Annotated in this window: 31 protein-coding genes; 14 read left to right on the forward strand and 17 right to left on the reverse strand. The window is 42.5% G+C overall.

What is annotated here, in order from left to right:
* Positions 1 to 45: 45 nt before the first annotated feature.
* The 4 genes from CGZ90_RS04015 to CGZ90_RS04030 all read right to left on the reverse strand — a co-directional run bounded on the left by CGZ90_RS04015 (position 46) and on the right by CGZ90_RS04030 (position 3960).
* Positions 46 to 792 carry a YjbA family protein gene (locus tag CGZ90_RS04015; RefSeq protein WP_094251036.1) on the reverse strand — a complete coding sequence of 249 codons (747 nt, stop codon included), beginning with the start codon at positions 790 to 792 and terminating at the stop codon, positions 46 to 48.
* Positions 793 to 858: 66 nt separating this feature from the next.
* Entirely contained in the window at positions 859 to 1104 is a 246-nt protein-coding gene (locus tag CGZ90_RS21330; protein ID WP_486598934.1) for a YuzI family membrane protein, read from the reverse strand.
* A 656-nt stretch (positions 1105 to 1760) separates the two neighbouring features.
* Positions 1761 to 2999, reverse strand: coding sequence for a beta-ketoacyl-ACP synthase II (gene fabF / locus CGZ90_RS04025; RefSeq protein ID WP_094251038.1), 1239 nt, complete (start codon positions 2997 to 2999; stop codon positions 1761 to 1763).
* Positions 3000 to 3027: 28 nt separating this feature from the next.
* The gene (locus tag CGZ90_RS04030; protein ID WP_094251039.1) at positions 3028 to 3960 is read right to left on the reverse strand and encodes a beta-ketoacyl-ACP synthase III; all 933 of its coding nucleotides are present in this window, start codon (positions 3958 to 3960) and stop codon (positions 3028 to 3030) included.
* 191 nt (positions 3961 to 4151) lie between these two features.
* Between CGZ90_RS04030 and CGZ90_RS04035 the strand changes: the two genes are divergently transcribed.
* Positions 4152 to 4466, forward strand: coding sequence for a YppG family protein (locus tag CGZ90_RS04035; RefSeq protein ID WP_094251040.1), 315 nt, complete (start codon positions 4152 to 4154; stop codon positions 4464 to 4466).
* Positions 4467 to 4499: 33 nt separating this feature from the next.
* Here the strand turns inward: CGZ90_RS04035 and CGZ90_RS04040 are convergent, their stop codons facing one another.
* The 4 genes from CGZ90_RS04040 to CGZ90_RS04055 all read right to left on the reverse strand — a co-directional run bounded on the left by CGZ90_RS04040 (position 4500) and on the right by CGZ90_RS04055 (position 7610).
* Positions 4500 to 4688: a ComZ family protein gene (locus CGZ90_RS04040; RefSeq protein WP_094251041.1), complete on the reverse strand. Its 189-nt coding sequence runs from the start codon at positions 4686 to 4688 to the stop codon at positions 4500 to 4502.
* A 10-nt stretch (positions 4689 to 4698) separates the two neighbouring features.
* Entirely contained in the window at positions 4699 to 5664 is a 966-nt protein-coding gene (locus CGZ90_RS04045; protein ID WP_094251042.1) for a BMP family ABC transporter substrate-binding protein, read from the reverse strand.
* Positions 5665 to 5897: 233 nt separating this feature from the next.
* Positions 5898 to 6794, reverse strand: coding sequence for an NAD-dependent epimerase/dehydratase family protein (locus CGZ90_RS04050; RefSeq protein WP_094251043.1), 897 nt, complete (start codon positions 6792 to 6794; stop codon positions 5898 to 5900).
* A 75-nt stretch (positions 6795 to 6869) separates the two neighbouring features.
* Positions 6870 to 7610, reverse strand: a complete 741-nt coding sequence (locus CGZ90_RS04055; RefSeq protein ID WP_094251044.1) for an alpha/beta fold hydrolase — start codon at positions 7608 to 7610, stop codon at positions 6870 to 6872.
* 156 nt (positions 7611 to 7766) lie between these two features.
* Between CGZ90_RS04055 and CGZ90_RS04060 the strand changes: the two genes are divergently transcribed.
* Together CGZ90_RS04060 and CGZ90_RS04065 are read left to right on the forward strand one after the other, a co-directional pair.
* Positions 7767 to 8231 carry a TspO/MBR family protein gene (locus CGZ90_RS04060; protein WP_094251045.1) on the forward strand — a complete coding sequence of 155 codons (465 nt, stop codon included), beginning with the start codon at positions 7767 to 7769 and terminating at the stop codon, positions 8229 to 8231.
* A gap of 76 nt (positions 8232 to 8307) precedes the next feature.
* On the forward strand, positions 8308 to 8490 hold the full coding sequence (locus tag CGZ90_RS04065; protein WP_094251046.1) for a YjzD family protein: 183 nt from the start codon (positions 8308 to 8310) through the stop codon (positions 8488 to 8490).
* 49 nt (positions 8491 to 8539) lie between these two features.
* Here the strand turns inward: CGZ90_RS04065 and CGZ90_RS04070 are convergent, their stop codons facing one another.
* From CGZ90_RS04070 to CGZ90_RS04080, 3 genes are all read right to left on the reverse strand, one after another.
* A complete protein-coding gene (locus tag CGZ90_RS04070) occupies positions 8540 to 8719 on the reverse strand; it encodes a YjzC family protein (RefSeq protein ID WP_094251047.1) in 180 nt (59 codons plus the stop codon).
* 73 nt (positions 8720 to 8792) lie between these two features.
* Complete coding sequence (locus tag CGZ90_RS04075) at positions 8793 to 9119, reverse strand: hypothetical protein (protein ID WP_094251048.1); 327 nt, start codon at positions 9117 to 9119, stop codon at positions 8793 to 8795.
* 71 nt (positions 9120 to 9190) lie between these two features.
* Positions 9191 to 9952 carry an alpha/beta fold hydrolase gene (locus tag CGZ90_RS04080; protein WP_094251049.1) on the reverse strand — a complete coding sequence of 254 codons (762 nt, stop codon included), beginning with the start codon at positions 9950 to 9952 and terminating at the stop codon, positions 9191 to 9193.
* A gap of 181 nt (positions 9953 to 10133) precedes the next feature.
* Here CGZ90_RS04080 and CGZ90_RS04085 point away from each other — a divergent pair, with 181 nt between their 5' ends.
* From CGZ90_RS04085 to CGZ90_RS04090, 3 genes are all read left to right on the forward strand, one after another.
* Positions 10134 to 10955, forward strand: a complete 822-nt coding sequence (locus CGZ90_RS04085; RefSeq protein WP_094251050.1) for a Cof-type HAD-IIB family hydrolase — start codon at positions 10134 to 10136, stop codon at positions 10953 to 10955.
* A gap of 104 nt (positions 10956 to 11059) precedes the next feature.
* Positions 11060 to 11200, forward strand: coding sequence for a competence protein (locus CGZ90_RS20335; protein ID WP_106408308.1), 141 nt, complete (start codon positions 11060 to 11062; stop codon positions 11198 to 11200).
* 1 nt (position 11201) lies between these two features.
* Positions 11202 to 11444 (forward strand): DUF3813 domain-containing protein, encoded by a 243-nt coding sequence (locus CGZ90_RS04090; RefSeq protein ID WP_094251051.1) that lies wholly within the window; start codon positions 11202 to 11204, stop codon positions 11442 to 11444.
* Between the two features lie 49 nt (positions 11445 to 11493).
* Here the strand turns inward: CGZ90_RS04090 and CGZ90_RS04095 are convergent, their stop codons facing one another.
* The gene (locus tag CGZ90_RS04095; RefSeq protein WP_094251052.1) at positions 11494 to 12048 is read right to left on the reverse strand and encodes a GDSL-type esterase/lipase family protein; all 555 of its coding nucleotides are present in this window, start codon (positions 12046 to 12048) and stop codon (positions 11494 to 11496) included.
* Positions 12049 to 12151: 103 nt separating this feature from the next.
* On the opposite strand from CGZ90_RS04095, the gene CGZ90_RS04100 reads away from it, so the two are divergent.
* Entirely contained in the window at positions 12152 to 12604 is a 453-nt protein-coding gene (locus tag CGZ90_RS04100) for a GNAT family N-acetyltransferase (RefSeq protein WP_094251053.1), read from the forward strand.
* A gap of 30 nt (positions 12605 to 12634) precedes the next feature.
* Complete coding sequence (locus CGZ90_RS04105) at positions 12635 to 12892, forward strand: NifU N-terminal domain-containing protein (protein WP_094251054.1); 258 nt, start codon at positions 12635 to 12637, stop codon at positions 12890 to 12892.
* A 41-nt stretch (positions 12893 to 12933) separates the two neighbouring features.
* Here the strand turns inward: CGZ90_RS04105 and CGZ90_RS04110 are convergent, their stop codons facing one another.
* Positions 12934 to 13782: a YitT family protein gene (locus tag CGZ90_RS04110; RefSeq protein ID WP_094251777.1), complete on the reverse strand. Its 849-nt coding sequence runs from the start codon at positions 13780 to 13782 to the stop codon at positions 12934 to 12936.
* 161 nt (positions 13783 to 13943) lie between these two features.
* Between CGZ90_RS04110 and CGZ90_RS04115 the strand changes: the two genes are divergently transcribed.
* Both CGZ90_RS04115 and CGZ90_RS20455 read left to right on the forward strand, forming a co-directional pair.
* Positions 13944 to 14807: a DegV family protein gene (locus CGZ90_RS04115; protein ID WP_094251055.1), complete on the forward strand. Its 864-nt coding sequence runs from the start codon at positions 13944 to 13946 to the stop codon at positions 14805 to 14807.
* Between the two features lie 59 nt (positions 14808 to 14866).
* Positions 14867 to 15004, forward strand: a complete 138-nt coding sequence (locus CGZ90_RS20455) for a DUF3941 domain-containing protein (RefSeq protein WP_133063547.1) — start codon at positions 14867 to 14869, stop codon at positions 15002 to 15004.
* Positions 15005 to 15416: 412 nt separating this feature from the next.
* Here the strand turns inward: CGZ90_RS20455 and CGZ90_RS04120 are convergent, their stop codons facing one another.
* Positions 15417 to 16556: a histidine kinase N-terminal domain-containing protein gene (locus tag CGZ90_RS04120; protein WP_094251056.1), complete on the reverse strand. Its 1140-nt coding sequence runs from the start codon at positions 16554 to 16556 to the stop codon at positions 15417 to 15419.
* 128 nt (positions 16557 to 16684) lie between these two features.
* Between CGZ90_RS04120 and CGZ90_RS04125 the strand changes: the two genes are divergently transcribed.
* The 4 genes from CGZ90_RS04125 to ligD (CGZ90_RS21015) all read left to right on the forward strand — a co-directional run bounded on the left by CGZ90_RS04125 (position 16685) and on the right by ligD (CGZ90_RS21015) (position 20408).
* The gene (locus CGZ90_RS04125) at positions 16685 to 17554 is read left to right on the forward strand and encodes an SDR family oxidoreductase (protein ID WP_094251057.1); all 870 of its coding nucleotides are present in this window, start codon (positions 16685 to 16687) and stop codon (positions 17552 to 17554) included.
* A 129-nt stretch (positions 17555 to 17683) separates the two neighbouring features.
* Complete coding sequence (ku, locus tag CGZ90_RS04130) at positions 17684 to 18556, forward strand: non-homologous end joining protein Ku (protein WP_094251058.1); 873 nt, start codon at positions 17684 to 17686, stop codon at positions 18554 to 18556.
* 2 nt (positions 18557 to 18558) lie between these two features.
* Positions 18559 to 19521 carry a non-homologous end-joining DNA ligase gene (gene ligD, locus CGZ90_RS21010; protein ID WP_240515337.1) on the forward strand — a complete coding sequence of 321 codons (963 nt, stop codon included), beginning with the start codon at positions 18559 to 18561 and terminating at the stop codon, positions 19519 to 19521.
* Positions 19488 to 20408 (forward strand): non-homologous end-joining DNA ligase, encoded by a 921-nt coding sequence (gene ligD / locus CGZ90_RS21015; protein WP_240515338.1) that lies wholly within the window; start codon positions 19488 to 19490, stop codon positions 20406 to 20408. The genes ligD (CGZ90_RS21010) and ligD (CGZ90_RS21015) overlap by 34 nt, the downstream gene beginning before the upstream one ends.
* A gap of 84 nt (positions 20409 to 20492) precedes the next feature.
* Here the strand turns inward: ligD (CGZ90_RS21015) and CGZ90_RS04140 are convergent, their stop codons facing one another.
* From CGZ90_RS04140 to CGZ90_RS04150, 3 genes are all read right to left on the reverse strand, one after another.
* Positions 20493 to 21530, reverse strand: coding sequence for a LacI family DNA-binding transcriptional regulator (locus CGZ90_RS04140; protein WP_094251059.1), 1038 nt, complete (start codon positions 21528 to 21530; stop codon positions 20493 to 20495).
* Between the two features lie 152 nt (positions 21531 to 21682).
* Complete coding sequence (locus CGZ90_RS04145) at positions 21683 to 23245, reverse strand: alpha-amylase family glycosyl hydrolase (protein ID WP_240515339.1); 1563 nt, start codon at positions 23243 to 23245, stop codon at positions 21683 to 21685.
* Positions 23245 to 24081, reverse strand: a complete 837-nt coding sequence (locus CGZ90_RS04150; RefSeq protein ID WP_094251060.1) for a sugar ABC transporter permease — start codon at positions 24079 to 24081, stop codon at positions 23245 to 23247. The genes CGZ90_RS04145 and CGZ90_RS04150 overlap by 1 nt, the downstream gene beginning before the upstream one ends.

The following is a 24081-nucleotide window of genomic DNA, read 5'->3' on the forward strand; positions in this document are numbered from 1 at the left end:
ATAAGCAAAAGAAAAAAGCAGCCGGAGCTGCTTTTTTCTTTTGCTTTAATTCACATGTGTTCCATTTTCAAGTTCCCATATTTTTTCGAAATATGGCTGCCCTTTTATGAGCCGCTCACACATAGCATAATGCTGCTTTGACCATCCTGTACGGAGCTCATTATAAAGCGCCTCCCATGCTTCCTCAAACTCCATTCGCTGAATTTTCCCGTATGCGTTTGGTGTCCACTCTGTGCACCAGTACCTCATTTCAGCTGTATTTTTTGTTGAGTGCAGCTGATCAAGTGCCATAAACAAGAGCTGTTTCAGCTGCCTTTCTTTACGGGTAAGACCTCGCATATCGTCTGGATTGGGAGAAAGAATATGATATTCCTTTTCTTTTTCCGCTGGATAGAAGCTGTATGACTGTACTGCCACCTGCTCAGCCATTTCGAACACGAGCTGCTCCTGTCTCGGTATGAGTCTGCTTTTTCTGATCGGTATCCTGTACCCCATCGTATCAATCGTCATGGATTTCTTTTCATCAGTCATGATAAAGCAATGTTCAAGCTGCACTCTTTGATTGTTTTTTCTTACGTATGCCTTTTGATGTACTTCTTCAAGAAGAGAGTCAGGAAGTTCATTCAGGTCGTTTTCAATATAAGAAAATAGTAAAGGATCAATTTTAAGGATCGGCACCTGGTCAAGAAGTTCAATGTAATCATCTTTACGCCATTCATGAAATTCGCAGACGTTATAACCGTTTTCTTCCCCTTCAAACCAGTTAACCCATACATCGCGCAAGTACAGCATGAATACCCCTCACTTCTACTGTTTTGTTAAAAACAGTATAGTCAGAGGCTGTCCAAATTATTCTTTTTATCCTTCATATTTGTTGTGCTCTTGGACGTGTTCGTTCTTTTTTGAAAAAGATGGTGTTATGAGGGCTGATAGAAATAGAATGACTCCGATCAGCATAAGAATAGTTTCACTGCGGCTGCTAGAGAAGTGAAGGAAATCCCACACACTGAGCCCGGCCGGGATATAATTAAGAAAAAAAACATTCAAGATGACGCCGAACAAAGCCAAAGAAAACCCTGCAAACAAAGCAAAAGCTCTTAACATGGCAAGCGGTTAAGGGTCATTGAATTCTTCAACCTAATCCCCTCGTTTGCTTTTTATCAAATGTATTCATCTTCACATCTGAATATGCTGTTTTGATAATCCTTTATAACGAAAAAACACCCTGCCAGATATATGGCAGGTTACTGAAAAAGTTTAAACTCAGAATTTTGGTGGTGTGATTTCATCAAAAATTAAAAAAATCCACTAGAGACTCATGCGAGCACGTAAAGTGGATTTGTTTATAATAACAACAGTCAATTGTCTTCAATTCTTATATGCATCGTTTTGAATCAATAAAAAATAAGGCATCGCATGAATCATCTCATGCGATGCTTTTTTGAGGCATTAGATTTGTAAGAAATTTAGGCGTCCTTGTTCTTTCATCAGGTCCATACCTCATGAATTCATCATTGATAAAGTTGATCGGAGTGTAAGGTGCCGACTCCTCGAAAATGAAGTTCACATTTTCTTCGTGCGATGTCTTGCTGCGTTACCTTCCTTATCCTGCGGGACAAGCAGGAAGGTGAGACCACTCAATGGCGCGTAGCGGCGAGGGGGCTCACCGCCTGCCCCGCGGAAAGCGTGCGCCTGGAACGTAGATCAACAACTTCTCTGATTTCTATTAGCAACATAGTTTATGAAACACCTACAAATTTTTAATCTACTAATTTTTTAAAGACTAAAGATGCATTATGACCGCCAAATCCAAGTGAGTTGCTAAGCACAGCATTAACCTCTGCTCTTCTTGCTTTGTTCGGAACATAATCCAAGTCACAGTCTGGGTCTGGATTTTCATAATTGATCGTCGGAGGCAGGATGCCTTCTTGAATGGCTTTCACAGAAAAAATCGCTTCAATACCGCCTGCTGCACCGAGCAGGTGGCCTGTCATAGATTTTGTTGAGCTGACAGCCAGCTTATAAGCGTGTTCTCCAAACGCTTCCTTGATTGCCATTGTTTCAAATTTGTCATTGTACTCTGTGCTCGTTCCGTGCGCGTTCACATATGTGAAATCTTCTGGCTGAAGTCCGCTGTCCGTAATCGCCTGTTTCATAGCGCGGACACCGCCTTCTCCGCCTGGAGCAGGCTGAGTGATATGATATGCATCACCTGTCGCGCCATAACCGACGATTTCAGCGTAGATTTTTGCGCCCCTCTGCTTGGCAAATTCGTATTCTTCCAGAACGAGTATACCCGCACCTTCACCAATGATAAAGCCGGTTCTTTCTGCATCGAACGGACGGCTTGCCGTATTCGGATCAGGATTAAGAGACAATGCACCTGCCTGGCAGAAGCCAGCAAGGGACATGTCTGTGATCGGCGCTTCAGTACCGCCCGTGATCATAGCGTCTGCATCTCCGCGCTGGATAACCTTAAACGCATCACCGATCGAGTTGGCACCAGAAGCACATGCCGTTACCGAGCAAGAGTTCATTCCTTTTGCACCAAGCATGATAGAAACCTGTCCCGCAGCCATGTCCGGAATCATCATCGGCACGAAAAACGGACTGACACGGCGGTATCCTTTCTGTTCGAAAATGCGGAACTGTTCCTCATGAGTGTCCATTCCCCCGATTCCCGAACCAATCCAAACCCCAACTCTTGGAGCTATTTCTTCAGTAATTTCCAATCCTGCATCCTTAACCGCCATTTGTGACGCAGCTACCGCAAACTGTGTAAAGCGATCCATTCTTCTTGCATCACGTTTATCCATATACTCTTCTGGCTTAAAGTCAGTAGCTTCAGCTGCAACTTTTACCGGAAATTTTTCTTTATCACGGCGTGTAAGTTCACCAACTCCGCTTACACCTTCTATTATTTTTTTCCATGTTTCTTCTGCTGAATTTCCTAAAGGTGTTACAGCGCCAATTCCAGTTACGACTACTCTTCTTTTCATGACTATTAACTCCTTTTATGTTAGGTTCTTATTTTCCCCACCGTATTGCTAATGCTCCCCAAGTCAATCCGCCGCCAAAGCCCACGAGGACAATGATGTCGTCATCCTTAATTTTACCATTTTTCAAGGATTCCGTAATGGCCATCGGGATGGATGCTGATGAAGTGTTGCCAAATTTCTTGATTGTTGCAGCCATTTTTTCAACAGGAAGGCCAAGTCTCTCGCGTGCTGCTTCCATGATGCGGATGTTTGCCTGATGAGGTACAAGAAAATCCACATCATCTTTCGTCAATCCTGCTTTTTCCACAACGTTCATGCACGATTCGCCCATCTGCCTTACAGCAAACTTAAAGACTTCACGGCCGTTCATCACGATATTTTTCTCCTGATAAAGGTGCTTAGCGCCTCTGCCGTCTGAGCCAAGTTCAAAAGACAGGATGCCTCTGCCCTCGGAAACCTGTGAAAGCACCGCAGCACCAGCACCATCTCCGAACAAGACTGCTGTATTACGGTCATCCCAATCCGTGATGCGCGAAAGCTTTTCTGCTCCAATGACGAGGACATTTTTATACGTATTCGTTTCAATAAATTGTTTTCCGATAACCATCGCGTACATAAAACCGGCACAAGCCGCGCTCACATCCATGGCAACCGCTTTTACAGCACCGATATGTTCCTGTATCAAACATCCAACTGATGGAAAAGGATTGTCAGGTGTAACGGTCGCAACAACGATGCAATCAATGTCTTCACCTTTTAACCCAGCGTCTTTTAAGGCTTGATCTGCCGCAATTTTTGCCATATGTGACGTATTCATGCTATCTTCGGCAATTCTCCGCTCCTGAATGCCCGTTCTTGTGCGTATCCACTCATCATTAGTATCTACCATCTTTTCGAGATCCTGATTTGTTAGGACTTTATCAGGAATACAGCTGCCCATTCCAATAATTCCTACATTCATATGATTACCCCTTTATGAAGAGAATGAACTTCTTTTAATATCAATTATTATGACCTGGTACTAATTTTATGATAAAGCATTCATTTTGTCTACCGCCAGGCTCACATTTATATGCACAAATGTGAAAGACAGGACATATGATGCAGTGAAAACATATTGCTGAATTGAAAAAAAGATTAGGAGTGGATAACATGCACTTTCCGCATCAAAAGCCTACAATGTACCCTCCGTTGCCGCAGCAGAGCGTTCAGCAGCCGCCAAATGCCATGTTCCACCGCAATGGCAGCATGCCGCCGATGCATCCGTTTCCTCCTATGCATAATATGAGGCAGGCTCCTTTTCAGCCTCCTATGCCAATGCCAGGGGCGTTCCCGAGGCCGTTTATGCATTCATTCCGGACGAAGGAAGGTACGCTGGATTATAATAAAATCTTTTCGGTTATCGATCAAACCGTGAAAGTTGCACAGCAGATCTCCCCTCTTTTCAGTGTATTTAAGAAAAAATAAAAAGCCCATCCAAGCGGATAGGCTTTTTATTATTTAGTCAATTCTGTTTGCTTCATTCTTCCCAAGCTCATATGCATCATTCATGACACTCATAAGAAGCTGCAGCATCGGCTGAATATCTTCAAGACCCAGTTCAATCCCCTTTTGTTCTAAAAGCGCCTTGCCCTCTGGCAGATGCTTCATTGCAATCTGCATAAATTGCATGTTCTTATCCATTTCCATTTTTATCATCCTATCTTGTTGGTTTGTCTCCAGAAGGGAGCTTTCCTGACTTTTTGTATTGAGTAATATCCGATTGCAGCTGTTTTTTCATCTTCTCTGGAACAAGAGGACTGAATTTGCCCAATGCTACAACACCTTCTTTAAAATCAAAAGAAAGGTTCCCGCTTTTCAGTTTTCCTTCATTAAACTTTTTGGCAGTTAATAAGTACAGCTTGTCAACATGCTGTACTGTACTCGTTAAAACAGCTGTCTTTCCAATATCCGAATGATCAGACACATAACCTATCGAATATAGCCCGTCTTCTTTCGCTTTCTCGATGACTGGAATCGCAAACCCATCTCCCGCCGGATAAATCACGTCCACTTTGTCTCTTTTCAACTTTTCAAATATGTTGAGAGCTTTCTCTTTGTCGCTCCAGCTTTTTACAATGCTCGTATGTACTGAAACTTTTTTTCCTGCAAAAGCCGCGCCATCCTCATACCCTCTTATTTCAGGCTGCCATTCCATTGCTCCAATAACTCCCACTTCATTTGTCTTGCTCATTTTGCCTGCCAGCATGCCCGCAAAAAATCCCATCGCATAAGAATTGAACGTGAGGCTCGTCACGTTTTTTCCTTCAGCAGTTCCATTAAAGCTTACAAAATGAATGTCAGGATATTCTTTGGCAATGTCCCGAAAGTATTCTGAATAGATTTTTCCGTGGCCGAAAATAAGGTTAACGTTGTTCTTCTTAAATTCTTTAACTGCTTCCAAGGCTTGTTCTTTCGACTTAATGTTCTCTTTATAAAGCACATCATTGTTAAACTCTTCTTGTATAGCCAGAAGGCCTTTATACCCTTTTGTTCCCCACCCTTGATCATTAATGGTGTCTTCAATAAGGATTCCGGCGTTTTCTAGCTTTCCATCAGACCAGTAGCTGCTGCATCCCGATAAGATCAGAAGCACAGCACTCATGACAGCTGCCAACCATTTCATTTTCCGCTCTCCTTGCCATTTTCAAATAATGTTTGAAGAATTCCTTAACAGTATATCAAAGATAACTTGACCGATGCCAAGCCTTTTAAGTTGGTCTTGTCCTAAACTCTAAACTGTAAGTCAAAGTCCGAGTTAGCCGAGTGGCGAAAAAGGGATGAAATAAGCTGTTCTTTAATGGAAGTTTGGTTTTAAAAAATAAACCTAAAAAAGACAAAGGAGAAACTAAGTTTCCCCTATGTCCCTTCCCTTTTCAAATGCGACAGAATATGGCTCATCTGCTTTTTCAAACCTTCACGAAGCGGCACCGCTGCCTTAAATCCGAGCTCTTCTGCCGCCTTATCTCCTTTTACGACCATTTTCCTCTTTTCCTTCGGCAGCGATGAAGGCTTTACTTTCAGCATCTGAAGGCCTCTTTGCCATGCATCTTTCTGTCCGCTGTGGATATTGTAAATCTCCCGCTGTTTTTTTGCAGCTGCTGCAAGCCACATTGATTCCACAGCGTCGTCTACGTATAGAGCATCTTCAGTAATATTGTCCTTGCGCAATACAGGCGGCTTTCTCTTCAGCCTCGCTTCTATCGCCTGGTGATACGTACTGTCTTCTGGCTGTCCTGGTCCGTATACTGTCGGAAGCCTCAAGATAACATACGGAATTTTATATTTTTTCGCAAGATCAATAATGAGATTCTCTTCAGTAAGCTTTATCAGGCCAAAAAGATTCTCCGGGTTTCTCGGTGAACTTTCGCTAACCTCCCCTTGCCGTTTCCCGTAAACATCATAAGCAGAGGCATAAATGAGCTTAACCTTTTTTCCTTTGATCGCTTCTAATACCTTCTTTAATATTTTCAAATGCTTTTCAGCCGTCTTTTCGATTTCTTCCCAAGGGTCCGATGGTTTCACTTGGCATGCCAAATGAAATAAAGCATCACAGCCTCTTGCTGCTTTATCAAGACGGCATGCGGCTATATTATCATTAATGTAGGTAAACCCCGCATGACGGGCGATCATGTCAATCCTTTCTGACGATTCCGCACTGTCGATTCCGATCACTTCCACTTCTTCATCAAGCAGCCTGCTGCATAAATGATAGCCAATAAACCCTGCAGCTCCTGTCACTACCGCTTTTTTCATAAACAGCCTCCGATCCTCTTTCTCCTTTTATCATCATATTGATAGAGGACCGTTTTTAGGATACATTTTTATTTCTTACAATTCAGCTTCATGCCGTTTTAGAAATTCTCCAATCCAGGAATAATCTTCACCTTTGTGTTCAGGCAGATGAAGAGTAAGCTCAATAGCTGCATTTTTTTCTAGGCGGCATTTTTCATACACTCTGCTGTGATCATTAAAATGATAGGGGCAGCCTGAGGCAGCATGCCAAATTTTAACCGGAACCAAAGCGTTATGCGAGCACAGCGGCTTCAGTTTTTCCAGCATTGTTTCTACACCCTCTGCGTGAATCGAATAGGAAGCCGAAATCTCCCTTACCATCCGCTTGAAAAACAGCCTATTTTCTTTTTCTTTAATAAAATGGCTTTTCAGCTGAAGGCATGGGTTCAAAAGAACACAACTCCTGATGCTCTCTTCCATCTCTTCCATAAGGGAAAGGGCGACAAGTCCGCCCATCCCTTCACCAATAATGTGAATTTTCGGGTTAAGGATTTCATGTTTCATAATGTAATGATGAAACCTTTTAGCCAATGTCACGGCCTTGGGAGATCCCCAGTGTCTTCCATAATGATTAGAATAAAATACGGTATACCCCTTCCTGATCAGATAGTCCAGAAAGGCTTTCCTATCCTGACTCTGCGTCCAGAGACACGTTCCTTTTTCGACAAAATGGTTAGCGTCTCCTAAAATAATCAGCGCAAAACCGCTTGGACGTTCGGGAAGATGTATCACGTTCCATTGATTATCCATCTGGAAAAAACGTTTGCTTATCGCCAATATTCTCCCCTCGCCAAATAATGTTCTTATGTAATGTATGCACGAAGGGAAAAATAGACAATACGAAAGTCCCCTTTATTGCTTAAATATTAAATATGCGCATATCGAGTTATCTGGCAGGGTAAAAATGAAGAAACGAGGAAGGAATGATGCGGAATGAAAGTGGTTAAGGCTGCTGCTGTATTTATTCTAGTTTATGGTTTGTTTTCATTGTCAGGTGTTCTTTTTCCTGTGGACAGGGAATGGTATGATGCATTGAATAAGCCTTCATGGACACCTACAGGTAAAACCATTGGTATTGTGTGGGCTGTGTTGTTCGCGCTTATTGCCGCAAGCATCACAAGACTGCACGTGAAAATCGGTTTAAGACGTCTGCCTTTTTCCGTTATTTTTTTGCTCGTGTTAAATTACGTACTCAATCAGGCGTTCAGTTACATTCAATTTGACTTAAAGCAGCTTTTCCTGGCCTTTTTGGACTGTGTCCTGATCGCAGCTACATGTTTGTTGATCATTGTTGCACTAAAGCCTCTCGATAATCGGGCTGCTTATCTGTATATCCCATACTTTTTATGGACTTGCTTTGCTTCATATCTCGCCTGGTCCATCTTTTCTATGAACTGACTCTTTTCTAATGCCCTAACATTTGTTAAGATTACAAGTGGAAAAGAATTCGTTTACATAAAGAGGTGAATTAAGCATGCGCTATTTTTGGACATTATTTTGGTCACTATTATTAAGCAATATGATTTTTTATGTATTAAGTGCCATGCAAGGCGGAGAATTTGACGCAGTGAAAGCCGCGATTTTCGGTGTTGTTTTTACAGTTGTCATTTCAATTATCGGAGCTGTGCTTCCTTCTCATGAAGAGGCAGCCGAATAATGTATTCAGAAAAGGCCCAGTACATTCATGTACTGGGCCCTTCTTAATTTTACGGTTTTCTTTTATATGTCCAAACGCGGTTATGATTGGTCGTTTCCGGAAATGTATCGCCCGCACTTAAATGTATTTGTTTCGGGTCATTTACATTGCTGCCTGCCTCGCCAATCTCTACATAGATGCCGTTGTTTGGAGCTTTTTGCCCGTGAGTGAACTGATGTCTCTGCCCCATCATTTCTGACCCCCTTTCAACTTTTAGAATCCCCAATCCAAACAAAAAAAAACAGCCTCTGCTAACAGGGCTGTCAATAATACATATAAGGTGTGATAGCAGCGATTGAAGCGAGCGGCACCCTGTATCTTTCGAGGTTATAACTCGTCACGCCGTCTGTGTTTCGTACTTCATTCTGCTGCTCTGCTTCAACAAGCGGAAGCGCAACAAAAATATTTTGTTCATCTGAAAATTCCAGAAAGCCATCATATACCTTTCCACTGAGTAAATGAACGGTAACATGCTGATTACGATGCTTCTTGCAAAGTTTAAGCAGCTGCTTAATATGATTAGGATTGTAATTATAGGAGTACTGTTCATCATAATACTGATCCTGCGGCCCCATACCTTGAAAATGCAAAGTATCCCCCCCTTTACCTATATCCTATTCGGCTCTGCAAAAAATGAAAGCTGTCCGAATAAGGAAGGAGTTCAGGCGAAAATGTCTTCAAGCCAGTCTACAGAACGAAGGTAAGCACTTCTTGACACCTTATGCCCTGATACTGAATCTTCCATGAACTCAATCTGTCCTTTATAGTCTGTGTTCCTTAACTGCTCATAAAATGCCTGCGAATGCTGAAAAGGAATGACTGCATCACATTTACTGTGCCACATAAAAAGCGGCCGATCATTCAGGTGCTCGGTGTTCACTGTGACATCCAAAGAACGCAGCGTATGATAAACATCCTGAAGCATACTTTCGGTAAATGGCACGGTCCAGCCCCTGTTCTTCAGCTGTTCAACTTGCCATTTTGCAAATTCCTCTAATGCGGGAGTTCCCATCAACGCGATTCCTGCTGCAATCTCTCTGTTTTGAGACAGTACTCCGTAAGTGGTAATCGCTCCCATAGAGATGCCGCCAACAGCAATCTTTCCCGGTACCACCAAGCCTTTCTCTGAAAAATATTCCGATAAATGATTAATTTCTTGTACTGCCTGCAGCACAATATCCCAAAATTTCATATCACGTTTAGCAATATCTTCAGGCTCTCTTTCACCGTGCAGCGGGGCATCAGGAAGAACGACTCGGAACCCTTTTTCAGCCAGTGTATATGCAAAGTGAAGGTTATGTTCTTTGGCACTTGTATATCCATGAGCAAAAATTAACAGCGGTGCTGGCCGCCCTTTCATTTCTTGTTTTTCCGCTAACAGCAGCGGAACACCGTTTATTTTTTCATTTATAATGACAGTCACTCTTTCCTCACTCCCGTTTTTTTTTCATCATATCATGTTTTATCGAAAAGCTCTTTTCTAAAGAATTTTTGTTAAAACACCAAAGTTTTAGCAGACAACCTGAAGGAAAGATTGACTTACGATAGACAAGGATTATGGAAAACATTACACTTTAACTATCTGCTAATAAGGACTGATTGTTGTGAAAAAACCATATTTAATCGCAGTCGATCTCGACGGAACACTTCTGAAAGACAATAAAACGATCTCAAAAAAGACGAAAGAAATGCTTTCGCTCGCCATGCAGCATGGCCATCATGTATGTATTTCAACGGGGCGCCCATATCGTTCCAGCTCCATGTATTACAAAGAACTTGGGCTTACTTCGCCGATCGTTAATTTTAACGGTGCATTCGTCCATCATCCAAATGATTCATCATTTGGCGTCCATCATTCTCCTCTCGCATTGGATACGGCGAAAAAGATTATCCAGACATGCGAAGAATTCAAGGTGAAAAACATCATGGCCGAAGTAATCGATGATGTTTATTTAAAGGATCATGATGAGGTAATCGTCAAAACGTTTATCATGGACGAAAACCCGCTTCAGACAGGCGACCTTCATCATATTTTAAATGACGACCCGACTGCTCTATTGATCCATCCAGAAAATCATCATATTAAAGAGCTCAGAGATCATTTGGAACATCTGCATGCTGAAGTAATCGATCATCGTGTGTGGGCAGCACCTTGGAATATTATTGAAATCGTCAGAACAGGGATGAACAAAGCTGTCGGCTTAAAAAAAGTTGCCGAATACTACAACATCCCGCGCGATCGGGTGATTGCTTTTGGTGATGAAGACAATGATTTTGAAATGATTGAATATGCAGGGCATGGTGTCGCTATGGGCAATGGCATCGATGAGCTCAAACGACTTGCAAACGCCGTTACCGGTACGAACGAACAAGATGGCATCGCCGCATATTTGAGTGAAGTGCTTTCTCTTCCTTATCAAAAATAAAGTAAATCCCAGTTTCAATTCCTGAAACTGGGGTTTTTTCTTTGTATAGCGGTAGGAAAAATGAGCGAAACTACCCTTATCCGCCTAAAAAGGAGGGTAATGAAATGAGCAAAAAAAGCAAATCCAAACGCATAGTTCAGCAAGGTGCTGACAGGCTTGCAGCAGAAGACCGTGCATCCATGTATATGGAGAATAAAGAGAGAAAACAGCAGGACGAGGAAAACCGCACACTAGGAGGAGTTTAATATGGCAAACCGTTTATTTCAAAAAGCAAGAGAAGCGGTAAACAACGTTGTTGGCAGAATGAACGGAAACGGCTCACACGAACAAGGACATCAGATGAGCCATCAGCCGGAACACATCAACGCTCATGACGAAGCAGTCGCACAAAACGCGATCTCATCAGCGATGGCAAATTCAAGCGACGCTGAACGTGCACAGCTTGCAGAATTACAGCAGGAACTAGATCAGAATGGTGATCTGAAATAAAGGAATGAAGGCGGAGTTTTTAGGCTCCTGCCTTCTTTTTATGTTATGTTTATTGCCATTGTTTTAAAATTTTCAGCAGCTCATTACTGAACAGAACATAAGCCTTTTCATTAAAGTGCAGGCCGTCTTCTTCAAGAAGTTCTTTATAGGACGTATTGTTCATTATGCTCCAAAGATCGAGAAAACCTGTTCCATACGATCTGGCAAGCTCGGCCGATTTATTTCTATACTTCTCCATCCTTTCATTGCTCCTGGCATTTTGCTGTCTTTCGTCAACAGGAGCAGGACTGATTAACACGACTTTTTCCGGACCTATTTTTTCAATCATAAAGGCAAGATGTTCTCCATACTCTTCCAATGGGACAAGCCGATGATCACTGGCATCATTAGCTCCAAACAATATCGTCACACAATGAGGCTCTTGATCGAGCACATCACTTTGCAGCCTCTTAATCGCTGCTCTCGTTGTTTCCGCAGGAACACCTGCATTGATCACGTTCCAGCCAATCAACTCTTTGCGAAGCCTTGGAGTTAGACGCAAACTGCCATCCGGGCTCTGTTCATCTGCTGTGATGCTGTCCCCAAAACAAACTAATGTTTTCATTCCCTCTCTTCCCTTCCATACTGTTTTTGTTATTATAGCGTATATGGTAAAAATTTTTGTTATAATTGATGGCAGAGTGAACGTTTCCTGAGGGGGAAAAAAATTGAACATATATTTCGTAAGTCCTGATGCGGACGACATTCTTATTGAAAAAATCGCACGGCTTTTTCTGCAGCAGCGCACACTTAACGATGTGGATAAATACCTAAACCGGACGATTAATGCAATAAAGCTTTCGCTTGAGGATGAGTCACAGGGAGGAATCATCATTGCTGAAGACGGCGATGAAGTGGTTGGCTTTGCATTTTATAACCTTGGTGTGAGCATGCAGATCGGAGGCAGGTATATTTGGCTCAATGAGCTGTATGTACACGAGTCCTCCCGTAACAAAGGGATTGCCAAAAAGCTATTGCTTAAATTGATCTATTGGGCTGAGAAAGAAGGCATTAAATCCATCGAGCTTGAAACAGGAGTCAATAACTCGGTTACGAAACACCTATACAACTCACTTGGATTTCATGATATTGTATCGAAACGATACAACTTCAATTTTTAGCAAAAAAAACTAAAATCGGAGGCAAAAACAATGGAATTTTCAATTCAGCAGACACCTAATCCAAATGCCGTGAAATTCAGCGGAAACAGCAAATTCCTTGAAGGAAGACTGTCTGCCAGAGCTGGAGACGATCATGAATCTCCACTGGCAAAAGAGCTCTTAAGCATCGATGGCGTTGAATCGATCTTTGGATTTGAAGACTTTATCACTGTCAACAAGACAGCAGACAGCGACTGGAACGACCTGATTCCCGCTATTGAGAAAGCGTTAGATACACACGTTCAATAATAAATAAGAGGGTGGCCCACTGGGGCCACCCTCTTATTTATTCAATCTTCGTTCCGGAACAAACCGAAAATATTTGTCGTGCTTACAATATTCGTAAACGCTTCTGGGTCTGTTTCTTTGATGATTTTTTCTAGATCATATAATTCATAACGGGTGATGACTATATAGAGAAGCTCCTTTGTCTCGTTTGAGAAGGCTCCTTTAGCAGGAATAATCGTAATTCCCCTGAGCATTCTTGAGTGAATGGCTTCTTTTAAATCCCGGCCTTTTTTTGTGACGATCATAGCAGTAAGCTTTTCATGGCGTGTATGTATTGAATCGATCACACGCGAAGCAGCATACAATGCTACAAGTGTATACAGCGCCTTCTCCCAGCCAAACAAGTAGCCCGCAGTTATGATGATAATGGCATTTAAAACAAAAAAGTAAGTGCCAATCGGTCCGTTCCTAAGCTTGGACAGAACGAGGGCGATAATATCAAGTCCGCCGGTGGATGCTCCGTATTTCAGCGTAAGCCCCACTCCGATTGCCTGTATAACACCGCCGAACACGGAGTTGAGCAGGATGTCAGTCGAAATTCGATGGACTGGTATCATTTCCATGAATACGGTCATCATCGCCACACTGAAAAAACTGTAGACCGTGAATGATTTTCCTACTTTAAGCCAACCGACTACTGCTACTGGAATGTTCAGCAAGAAAAGCAGGATACCGGTTGAGACAGGAAAAGGAGTTTGCTGCAGCAGCGATGAAGCAAGCTGAGCAATTCCTGTAAATCCTCCAGAATAAACATTTGCCGGGATTAAAAATAAATTTAGTGCAAAAGCGTTCAGCAATGCCCCGAATACGATAACGGTTATTTTTTTTCCTTCATTGAAACTTGTATTCACGTTCAAGATGCAGGCCTCCTTTCAATACTTCAACAATCTTTTTTATCAAATGATGATTCGGCAGTCAATGGACACATTTGGGAAATGAAAATGAGAATTGATATAAAAGGAAATGAAAGGTAAACTGTTATTCAGGAACTAACTTAAAAGCAGGTGAAAAAATGAAAGTGAAAATCATTGCAGACAGCGGGTGCGATCTGCCAAAACAGATACTCGATAATCTAAACATCGAGATGATGCCTCTTATAGTACAAGCAGACGGCGAAGAATTCTTAGACAGGAAGACAATAGAACCTGTACAGCTATATAACAAGATGCGCAATGGCTCTGCGCCAAAAACAGCACAAGTCTCTCCACTGACTATTAAAGAAACAATCAGTACATATGCGAAAGAGAACATTCCTGTCATTTATATTACCCTCTCTTCAGGATTAAGCGGCACTTACCAGACAGCTGTATTAATGAATGAAGAAATAAAAGAGGAATTTCCAGAGGCACAATCAGCTATATTCGACAGCCTTGGTGCTTCCCTTGGATACGGGCTGATGGTTTATGAAGCGGCCCTTCTCGCTGAAAAAGGAGAAAGCATAGAAACTATTCTCTCGATGCTTGAGCAATTTCGTGACAGCCTTCAATATATCTTCACCGTCGATGACCTCGAATATTTATTCCGAGGCGGACGTGTAAGCAAAACAGCTGCTTTTATGGGGTCATTGCTGAAAATTAAACCAGTGCTGCACATGAAAGACGGAAAGCTGTTTCCGCTTGAAAAAGTGAGAGGCAGAAAAAAATCGTTCAGCCGTATGCTTGAACTTATGAAAGAAAGAACCGGGGACACATCAAAAATGACAATCGCCATAAGCCATGGCGACGATATCGAGTCCGCTAATCTTTTAAAAGAAATGATCAAGGATGAGTTTAAAACTAACGAAATCATTATCAACATGATTGGCGGCGCGGTCGGTGCACACGCAGGGCCAGGGACTGTAGCTCTATTCTTCCTTAGTAAGCCTGTAAGATCATAAAACAAGTTGGAATAAAATCTCCTTTTGCGCAAAATCTATCGCTAAAGGAGGTTTTTTTTATGACCACGAAGCAAACAAAAGATAATGACAAAAAGGCTTTTGACAGTCAGGCAGCCAACATGTTAAAAAATGAAGCTCATGAGAAAAACAAAGCAGAAGGCAAGCACTCTTATTCCAAAGAGCCGGATCATCTTTAAACAACCTTTGCTGTTTCGTAATCAGAGAAGTCGTTAATCTCCGTTTCATGCGCACGCTTTCCGCGGGGCGGGCGGTGAGCCACTCGCCGCTACGCGTCATTGAGTGTCTCACCTTCCCGCTCGTCCCGCAGGATAAGGAAGGCTACGCAGCAAGACATCGCACGAAGAAAATGCGATTTTCATTTTCGAGGAGTCGGCGCCTTACACTCCGATCAACTTTATCTAAGATGAATTCAAGATGATCCAGCGAAAGTAATAAATGCATCATCCAATGCAATATTGGAAGAATGTGAACCTTTCTCAGGATTTAGGCATTGGATTACATAGTCAATCCCGCGAACTTCTTACAAATACAGAAGGAAGCAATAACCTTTATAAAAGAAATAAAAAATCCTTCCTGCAAGGAAGGATTTTACTTTGCCATATATGGCAGCTTGATTAGGAAAGCTGTTTCTTTATTATTTGAGTCAACGATGATCTGCCCGGAATGCTTTTCGACGATTTGTTTACATACTGAAAGTCCGAGGCCAGTGCCTAGTGACTTAGTGGTCACAAACGGTTCAAAAATGTTTTCGAGCATATATGCCGGAATTTGTTCACCATTATTGACTATTTTCACTTCACATTGTGCTTCATCTTTCGTGAGATGCACGTTAATTCTTCTCTCTCCTTGTATATGGCAAAGTTCTTCAACAGCATTATTCAGGATATTTAGCAGCACTTGTTTAATTTGAGATGGATCTCCTTCTACCCAAATACCCGGAGTGATCACAATGCTGTGTACAATGTTGGATTCTGAGAAACGAGGGTACATGAAATCCACCATCTCATGCACGATCTGCGACAAATGAAACGGCCTTACACGGTCCTCAAGGTTTTTCATCTTAGACAGATACAAAAATTGAGTGACCTTATCCTCGAGGCTTTCCATTTCATTTTGAATAATCTCAAAATAATGCGATGACTTTTCTGGAAAAGGCTGCTCTTTTTGAAGCAGATAAATAAATCCTTTTATGGATGTAAGCGGATTGCGAAATTCATGAGCGAAACTTGCTGCAATTTGTCCGAGCATCGTCAGGCGGTCATGGTGCATCTCCTGAATAAATTGATTCTTGCTTTTGATGATCTCATCTTTAAGACGCGAAAATTCTTTAACTGCCATGTAAAGCAGCTGGTCAAAGAAATCATTGATCTTCATGATTCCTTTTCCTTTTTCATGCTCTGACAGTAAAGAACAGAAGACGAGTTCTGTCACGATTTTCCTGCCTTTATTAATGTTAAAGACAAAATCACCGATATTGGCCTCTGCCTCAATCCGCTCCTGAGCAATTTTCCGGGTTAGCCGGTCCGTCATCTCTAGTTCATTCGAATGCAAATATGCTGTCAAAGCCAGCAATGTATGCCTGCCATTATGCTCGATTTCCTTATAAAAAGGGTCTGCAGGAGAAAGCAATGCACTGCCGAACCATTCTTCGACTATTGTTTCATGGTGGTCGCTCAAGAAGGCTATCAGCTTTGCCGTTTCTTCTGCTTCATTTTTTAGATTTGACATAAGCGACTCCACCTTTCATGGACATTATTTGACTTTTATTATGAAGCAAGCAAGCAAAGACCACAACATTTAATGTTTAAAGTGTTATCTCAGGGGAAGGGTAAAACATACTAGCTAGGAGGGATATCATGACGAATCATGAAAACAAAAAGCAGACTATGCCGCCGCAGCATCAGGACCAGCAGCCTGGAATCGAATCAGAAATGAATCCTAAGCCGCAATCAGAACGCCGGTCGTATAAAGGAAGCGGCAAGCTTGAAAACAAAGTCGCTCTTATTACTGGAGGAGACAGCGGGATTGGAAAAGCAGCCGCCATCGCTTTTGCTAAAGAAGGCTGTGATGTTTCAATTGTTTACCTTGATGAGACGAGCGATGCAGAACTGACGAAACAGGAAGTAGAACAAGAAGGGCGCAGATGCCTTCTCTTCGCAGGTGATATCGGGGATGAGTCATTTTGCCAAAAGGTTGTTAAACAGACAACTGAATCTCTCGGAGGTTTAGATATTCTTGTAAACAATGCGGCTGAACAGCACCCGCAGGACGGCATTGAGAATATTTCCGCTGAACAGCTTGAAAAGACGTTTCGCACGAATATCTTCTCAATGTTTTATTTAACAAAAGCTGCTTTGCCATTTTTAAAAGAAGGAAGCTCCATTATTAATACGGCTTCAATTACTGCCTATCAAGGTCATCCAGAACTGATCGATTATTCGTCTACTAAAGGTGCAATTGTATCATTTACCCGTGCTCTCTCTAATTCACTTGTAAAAAAAGGCATCAGAGTGAATGGGGTAGCTCCAGGCCCAATTTGGACCCCGCTTATTCCTTCTACTTTTACAGAGGAAAAAGTAGGAAAGTTCGGTCAGAATACACCGATGAAAAGGCCAGGGCAGCCGGAAGAACTGGCTCCAGCCTATGTTTACCTTGCTTCTGAAGATTCATCTTATGTATCGGGACAGATTATCCATATAAATGGCGGAACAGTTGTAAACGGCTGATCTGCCAAATTACTGCGGCACTTAGGGAACTTCCTTAAGTGTCTTTTTTTGTACTGGAAAAATATACATGAAGAGTTTTTGCTGGTTGTCAAACACTAAAGATAGACATTCAGCGAAAGGAAGATCATTATGCACACAATGTGGAAAGGAGCTATTAGCTTCGGTCTAGTCAACATACCTGTAAAACTTTTTGCAGCGACAGAAAGTAAGGATATTAAGATGCGCTATTTGCACGAAAAATGCCATAACCCTATTCAATATGAAAAGATGTGCCCGGTTTGTGAGCAGGAGGTCGAACAGAACGACATTGTAAAAGGTTACGAATATGAGCCAGGAAAATTTGTGATTGTAGAAAAAGATGAGCTTGATTCACTTTCTTCTGCTGGAGGGAAAGCTATTGAGATTATCGATTTTGTCAGCCTTGATGAAATCGATCCTATTTTCTTTAACCGCTCTTATTTTGTGGGTCCTGGCGAGAACGGAAATAAATCGTTCGCGCTGTTAAAAAAGGCGATGGATGACACTGGAAAAATCGGTCTTGCCAAGTTCACATTACGTTCAAAAGAACATCTTGCAGCTGTAAGGGTCTATGATAAGGGCTTAGTATTAGAGACTATCTTCTACCCTGATGAAGTCCGTAATGTCGACCACGTACCTGGGCTGGCTGATGAAATCGAACTAAATGAAAAGGAACTGGAAATGGCTAAGCAGCTCATTGAACAGCTCACTTCACCATTCGAACCAGATAAATATCATGATGAATACCGAAATTCCGTGTTAGAACTCATTCATAGCAAAATTTCGGGTGATGAAATCAAGGTGGCGCGCGAAAAAGAAAAGACTAACGTGGTAGATCTTATGGAGGCTCTGCAAGCATCCATAGATGCCTCAAAATCGAAAACTGGTGCGGATGAGAAGAAAAAGAAGCCGGCTGAAAGTTCTCAAGCCAAAAAGGAGACAAAAAAGAAGAAGCCATCAGCTAAAAAGAAAGCTTCCAGCTGACGATGGAAAAGTTTTTAAAACCGATGCTTCCATCGGTAGTCTCCTCTCTTCCTGAAGGGCAGGAATGGATCTATGAGATCAAATATGACGGATATCGCTGCTGCCTATACTGGGATGAAAATGAAATACGCATGACAAGCCGGAGAGGGCACGACCTTATCCTTCCTTTCCCTGAAGTGAAGGACTTTTTGCAGAAGCTTAGCAAACACCTCAAACCTGAACTGCCTATCATGCTTGATGGTGAGCTTTGCATCCTTCAGAATTCCGAAAAGGCGGATTTTGAAAAGATTCAGGCTAGAGGCCGGATGAAAAACAGGGATAGGATTCTTCAAAGTGCCGAAGAAACACCTGCGACATTTTTAGCTTTCGACTGTTTAATGGTAAAGGGATCGCACATACTGCAGCAGCCCCTTAATATCCGCAAAGAAATACTGCACTCGTTTCTAACGGCAGTGAACGCAGCTGATACCGTTGTCCCTGCAAGACCGTTAAATGGCATCACATACATCAAAAATCGAGAAAAAGCCCTTGATATGGTAAAGAAAGCTGACGGAGAGGGGATTGTTGCCAAACAGCTTGGAAGCAGATGGCAGGCTGGACTGCGGACAACCCAATGGGTAAAGTGGAAGAACGTAAAAAAAGCTTGTTTCGTTGTTACGGCATTTGATGAAACTAACGGGTTCTTCCACGTGGGAGCAGTAAAAAACGGCAAAATCCTTGCAGCTGGCCTGTTTTCAAATGGGCTGTCTCCCGAAGAACGGGAAGCTTTGGTTCAGATAATCAAGAATAATGCGTCACTTAAAAAAGGCTCCCTCATACTTGTGGAACCGTTTTTGTGTGTAGAGCTTGAATTCCTTGAACTTTATAAAAATCAAATCAGACATCCTCGCTTTTCTGCTTTTCTTTTCAACATGTCATGGGAGGACTGCACATGGGAAAACGTTATAAAGAACAGCACAACATAAATATAAACGGTGCAGAAGTAACTATTACAAGCCCTGATAAACCGGTATGGCCAGAGAAAGGGCTTGTCAAATTGCAATACCTCCAGTATTTAAGTACCTTTGCGCCTTACATCCTCCCATTTCTTTCTGACCGTACGTTAACTTTGATTCGCTATCCCCATGGCATAGACGGCGAACGATTTTATCAGAAAAACTGTCCCGATTATGCTCCCGATTTTGTTAAAACTTTCAAGGAAGACAGCATCGAATATGTTGTCTGCTCTAATCTTGAAACGCTTCTTTGGCTCGGAAATCAGCTTGCTCTTGAACTGCACATCCCTTTCAGGAAAGTGTCCTCCCGCTTCCCTTCAGAAATTGTGATGGACCTTGATCCTCCATCAAGAAAAGAGTTTCATCTCGCTGCAGAAGCTGGCCTGATTATTAAAGAGGTGTGCGATTCTCTCGGCCTTATTACATTCATTAAAACGAGCGGGAATAAAGGGATGCAGGTTTACGTTCCGCTGCCTGATAATCGTTTCACATTTGATGATACAAGAATCTTTACATGCTTTCTCGCCACATATCTTGTCACCAAAGAGCCTCGTTTTTTTACGACAGAAAGGCTTAAAAAAAACAGAGGCAGCAAGTGTTATATAGATTTTATCCAGCACGCAGAAGGTAAAACGATCATCGCGCCGTATTCTGCAAGAGGAAATAAGGAAGCGCTCGTAGCAGCTCCTTTATTTTGGAATGAGGTAAGTCCCAGCCTAAATCCTGAAGACTTTTCGGTCGATAGCATGGAGGAGAGATTGAACAAGCTTGGAGACCCTTTTAAGGAATATTTCATCACTAAGGATAAACAGCCTTTCGAACGAGTGTTAACGGCTTTGAAAGAAAACAGCAGTTAATAATACGAGGCTTTTTCCGCCAATACTCAATAGCCATAGTCACTCAAAAGAACGAAATTCAAAAAAAAGAAACAGATGAATATATCACACTGTTTCTTTTTCTGCTAATTTAGGTTTGCACGATTGTCTGATTATCAGGTTATGAGGGACCACAACCCGTTTAGCCGGTGCACACGTCTGAATGCAGTCGAGCAGTCCGCCAGCCGCTTCATATCCTAGCTGAAAGATATTGATATCCACAGAAGTCAGCGGCGGCGATGAGAGCTCAGAGAGCATCACGTTGTTGAAGCTTGCGACAGAGATGTGTTCTGGCACTGACAGTCCAATTTCGTGCAATGTACTGATCACACCGAACGTCATCAGATCGTCCATTACTACAAGCGCTGTAGGAGGCTCAGGCAGAGAAAACAATTCCCTTACGGCTTCCTGACCGCCCTCCTTCAGGAACTCCTCGTGAACAATATACTGGTCCTTATAATGAAGTCCAGCGTCACGGATAGCCTTTTCGTATCCCAAAAGCCTGTCGATCGTCACGACAAGATTCAAGTTGCCTCCGACAAATCCGATTCTTTCATGCCCAAGAGAGATCAAATACTGTGTCAATTCTTGAGCAGCTTTAAAGTTATCATTATCGATGTGGGTGATGAGTTCGGCATTTTTATAAGGCTTGCCAATGACAGTAAAAGGAAACTCCTGTTCCTGCAAATACGTCATTATGCGGTCATCCACGCGTGAATAGAGCAGGATGATGCCATCGACACGTCTTCCCTGCACCATCTGGACAACACCTTCGAAAATCTCATCTTCTGTTTTGCCTGTTGACATATACAGTGCATAATCTTTTTCATGTGCTTTTGTTGATATCCCTCTGATTACTTCGGGGAAAAACGGATTTTGAAAAGCATGGTCGGCCGAGCTTGGCATAACAAGACCGATCGCCTGTGTTGATCGGTTTGCCAGGCTGCGCGCATTAAAATTGGGGTGATACCCCAGATATTCCATAGCTTCTTTTACTTTCCGCTTCGTTTTTTCCGAAATGCGAGGATTGTTGGCGATAACTCGTGAAACGGTTGAAGGCGCAACATCAGCCAATTTCGCGACATCCTTAATCGTTACTGCCATGCTTTTTCCCCTCCTTTCCCTATAGAAAACTTGGCTGATGCCATGATTTAAGCCAGCCTTAGTTGCACTAATACTTTACACTTTGTAACCTAAGAAAGCGTTTCCTTATAAATTCCAAATATATTGTAATTGATACTCAGCAAGCAAACAAGTTATTGTGATAATTTCCTGTGTCTCATAACCGCTGCAGCTATAATCACAGCAACCGCCGCTCCACCTGTGAGCCATGCCCATAACGGAATCGAGCTGCCCTTCATCGGGCTTAACACTTGCGCTGTCTCTGGCGGCATATTCAGCTTGGCACTGCCTTTGCTTACATCTGCATTTACTTCAGCAGCTGATGTAATGAGGCTGTTGAGAGAGCCATACCCCTTCAGGTCGCGGTCTTTTAATGTGATGGACTGCTTTTCTTTGCTGTTATTATAAGCGATATACACGATATCGCCCTTAAACTTCCTTTTAAATACAATGGTGCTGCCTTTTTCGTAAACAAGCTTATAATCACCGCGTCTTAACGCAGGCTGTTCCTGACGCAGCTTCGCTATTTCCGAGGTGAAGTCTTCCATTTTGTTTTCAGACGGAAATTCCATCATGTGACGGTTATCTGGATCTTTGCCGCCATCCATCATATGTTCTGTCCCCTGATATAAAATCGGAATCCCGGGTGCCGTGTACAAATACGTGAGAGCAAGACGAAGCCTTTTTTCCGGATCCTCGTTTTTCAAAAGCGCCTGTCTCGTAAAACGGATATTGTCATGGTTATCGAGAAAATTCCCCATTTCATAAGGCTTGCTGTAATAATAGCTGTTTCGATCCCAAACAGAAGCGAGTTCAGACAGCGGCTGGCCGCTCTCGCTAAAGGCGAGCGTCATCTCATTGTAAAGCGGATAATCAACAAACGATTCAATGCCTGCCTCGCTGTAATCTGCAATGTATTCCGGGTTGTCATGCCAAACTTCTCCAAGCAGATAAAAGTCCGGTTTCTCCTTTTTTACCGCTTTAGAAAAATCGCTCCAAAACGACTTAGGCACATGTTTGACCGTATCCAGGCGGTAGCCATCGATATTCGTTTCTTTTATCCAATATACAGCCATGTCGAGCAAATATTTTCTCGTGCTTTCGTTTTCCTGATTCAAATCAGGCAAACCTGAAAGCCAGCCTTCTTCAACCTGTTTCTGATCATTGTAGTCATATATTTCCTGCTGTTCGTGGTACCAGCCCTTTTTATCCGGATCGTTCAGCCATTCATGCTTGTAGCCGGTATGATTGACAACAAGATCTAGAATTACCTTCATTTCGCGTTTGTGAGCTTCTTTTACGAGCTCCTTTACATCTTGAATCGTTCCAAAATGTTCTTCCACTTGAAGGAAATCCTCTGTCCAATACCCGTGGTAGCCTTTTTCCTCATTCTTTACGATCGGCGTCAGCCAGATAGCTGTTGAGCCGAGATCTTTGATATAATCCAGCTTTTTTGTGATACCTTTAATATCCCCGCCATGATAGGCATACGGGTCCTCAATGTCACTGTCTAGATCATTAGATGTGTCGCCGTTATAAAAGCGGTCCACCATGATAAAGTACACCGCTTCATCCTGCCAGTTCCTCTCCTTTTCCTCTTCTGCAAGCGCATTCATTTCTGAAGAGAAAAAAAGGAGAAACGGGAGCAGCATGATGAGGCACTTGCTGCCCCTCACCGTTTTTCCTTTCACTTCCATTAACCTTTCGTTCCGCCAGCCGTCAGACCGGACACGAAGTAACGCTGCAGCGATAAGAATAGGATACCGATTGGAATGGCAATCAGTACGGATCCTGCTGCAAAAGTCGTAAAGCTGTTGCCGAACTCATCGGAAATCATGTTATAAAGTCCGATGGCAAGCGTGAACTTTTCTGGGGAACGAAGAAGCACGGACGCCAGGATAAAGTCTGCAAAAGGTGAAATAAAGCTGAAAAGTGCAACGACAGCAAGAATCGGCTTTGAAAGGGGCAGGATGATCTGGAAGAAGATTCTGAAATGCCCCGCACCATCCATGCGTGCTGACTCATCCAATTCTTTTGGAATCGTGTCATAATAACCTTTTGCAAGCCACGTATTCATCGGGATCAGTCCGCCAACATAAACGAGAACAAGCCCAAAATGCGTATCAAGCAGCTTTACCTGATCTGCCAAGATGAAGATTGCAAGAATCGCGACGAACTGAGGCACCATCTGCAAGACCAGGAAAAGCAAAAGACCATTTTTGCGTCCGATAAATTTATAGCGAGAGAACGCATATGCTGTCAGTCCGATAAAGATAACAGCAAGAACCATTGTAAAGAAACAGACTTTCAGAGTGTTCCAGTACCATGTAAGATAATCAGTGTTCTCGAACAAGTTTTTGTAATGGGCGAGTGTTGCGTTTTCAGGAATTATAGTTGAGCTCATCAAACTGTTTCCTGGATTAAAGGAAGAGCCGATTACCCATAATACCGGATAAACAACAACTACGATTGCAGCTAATAAAATAATGTACGACAAGGTTAGACGGATATACTTTGCGGTTTTTATGCTCAT

Source organism: Fictibacillus aquaticus, from assembly GCF_002245695.1.
Lineage (GTDB): Bacteria > Bacillota > Bacilli > Bacillales > Fictibacillaceae > Fictibacillus > Fictibacillus aquaticus.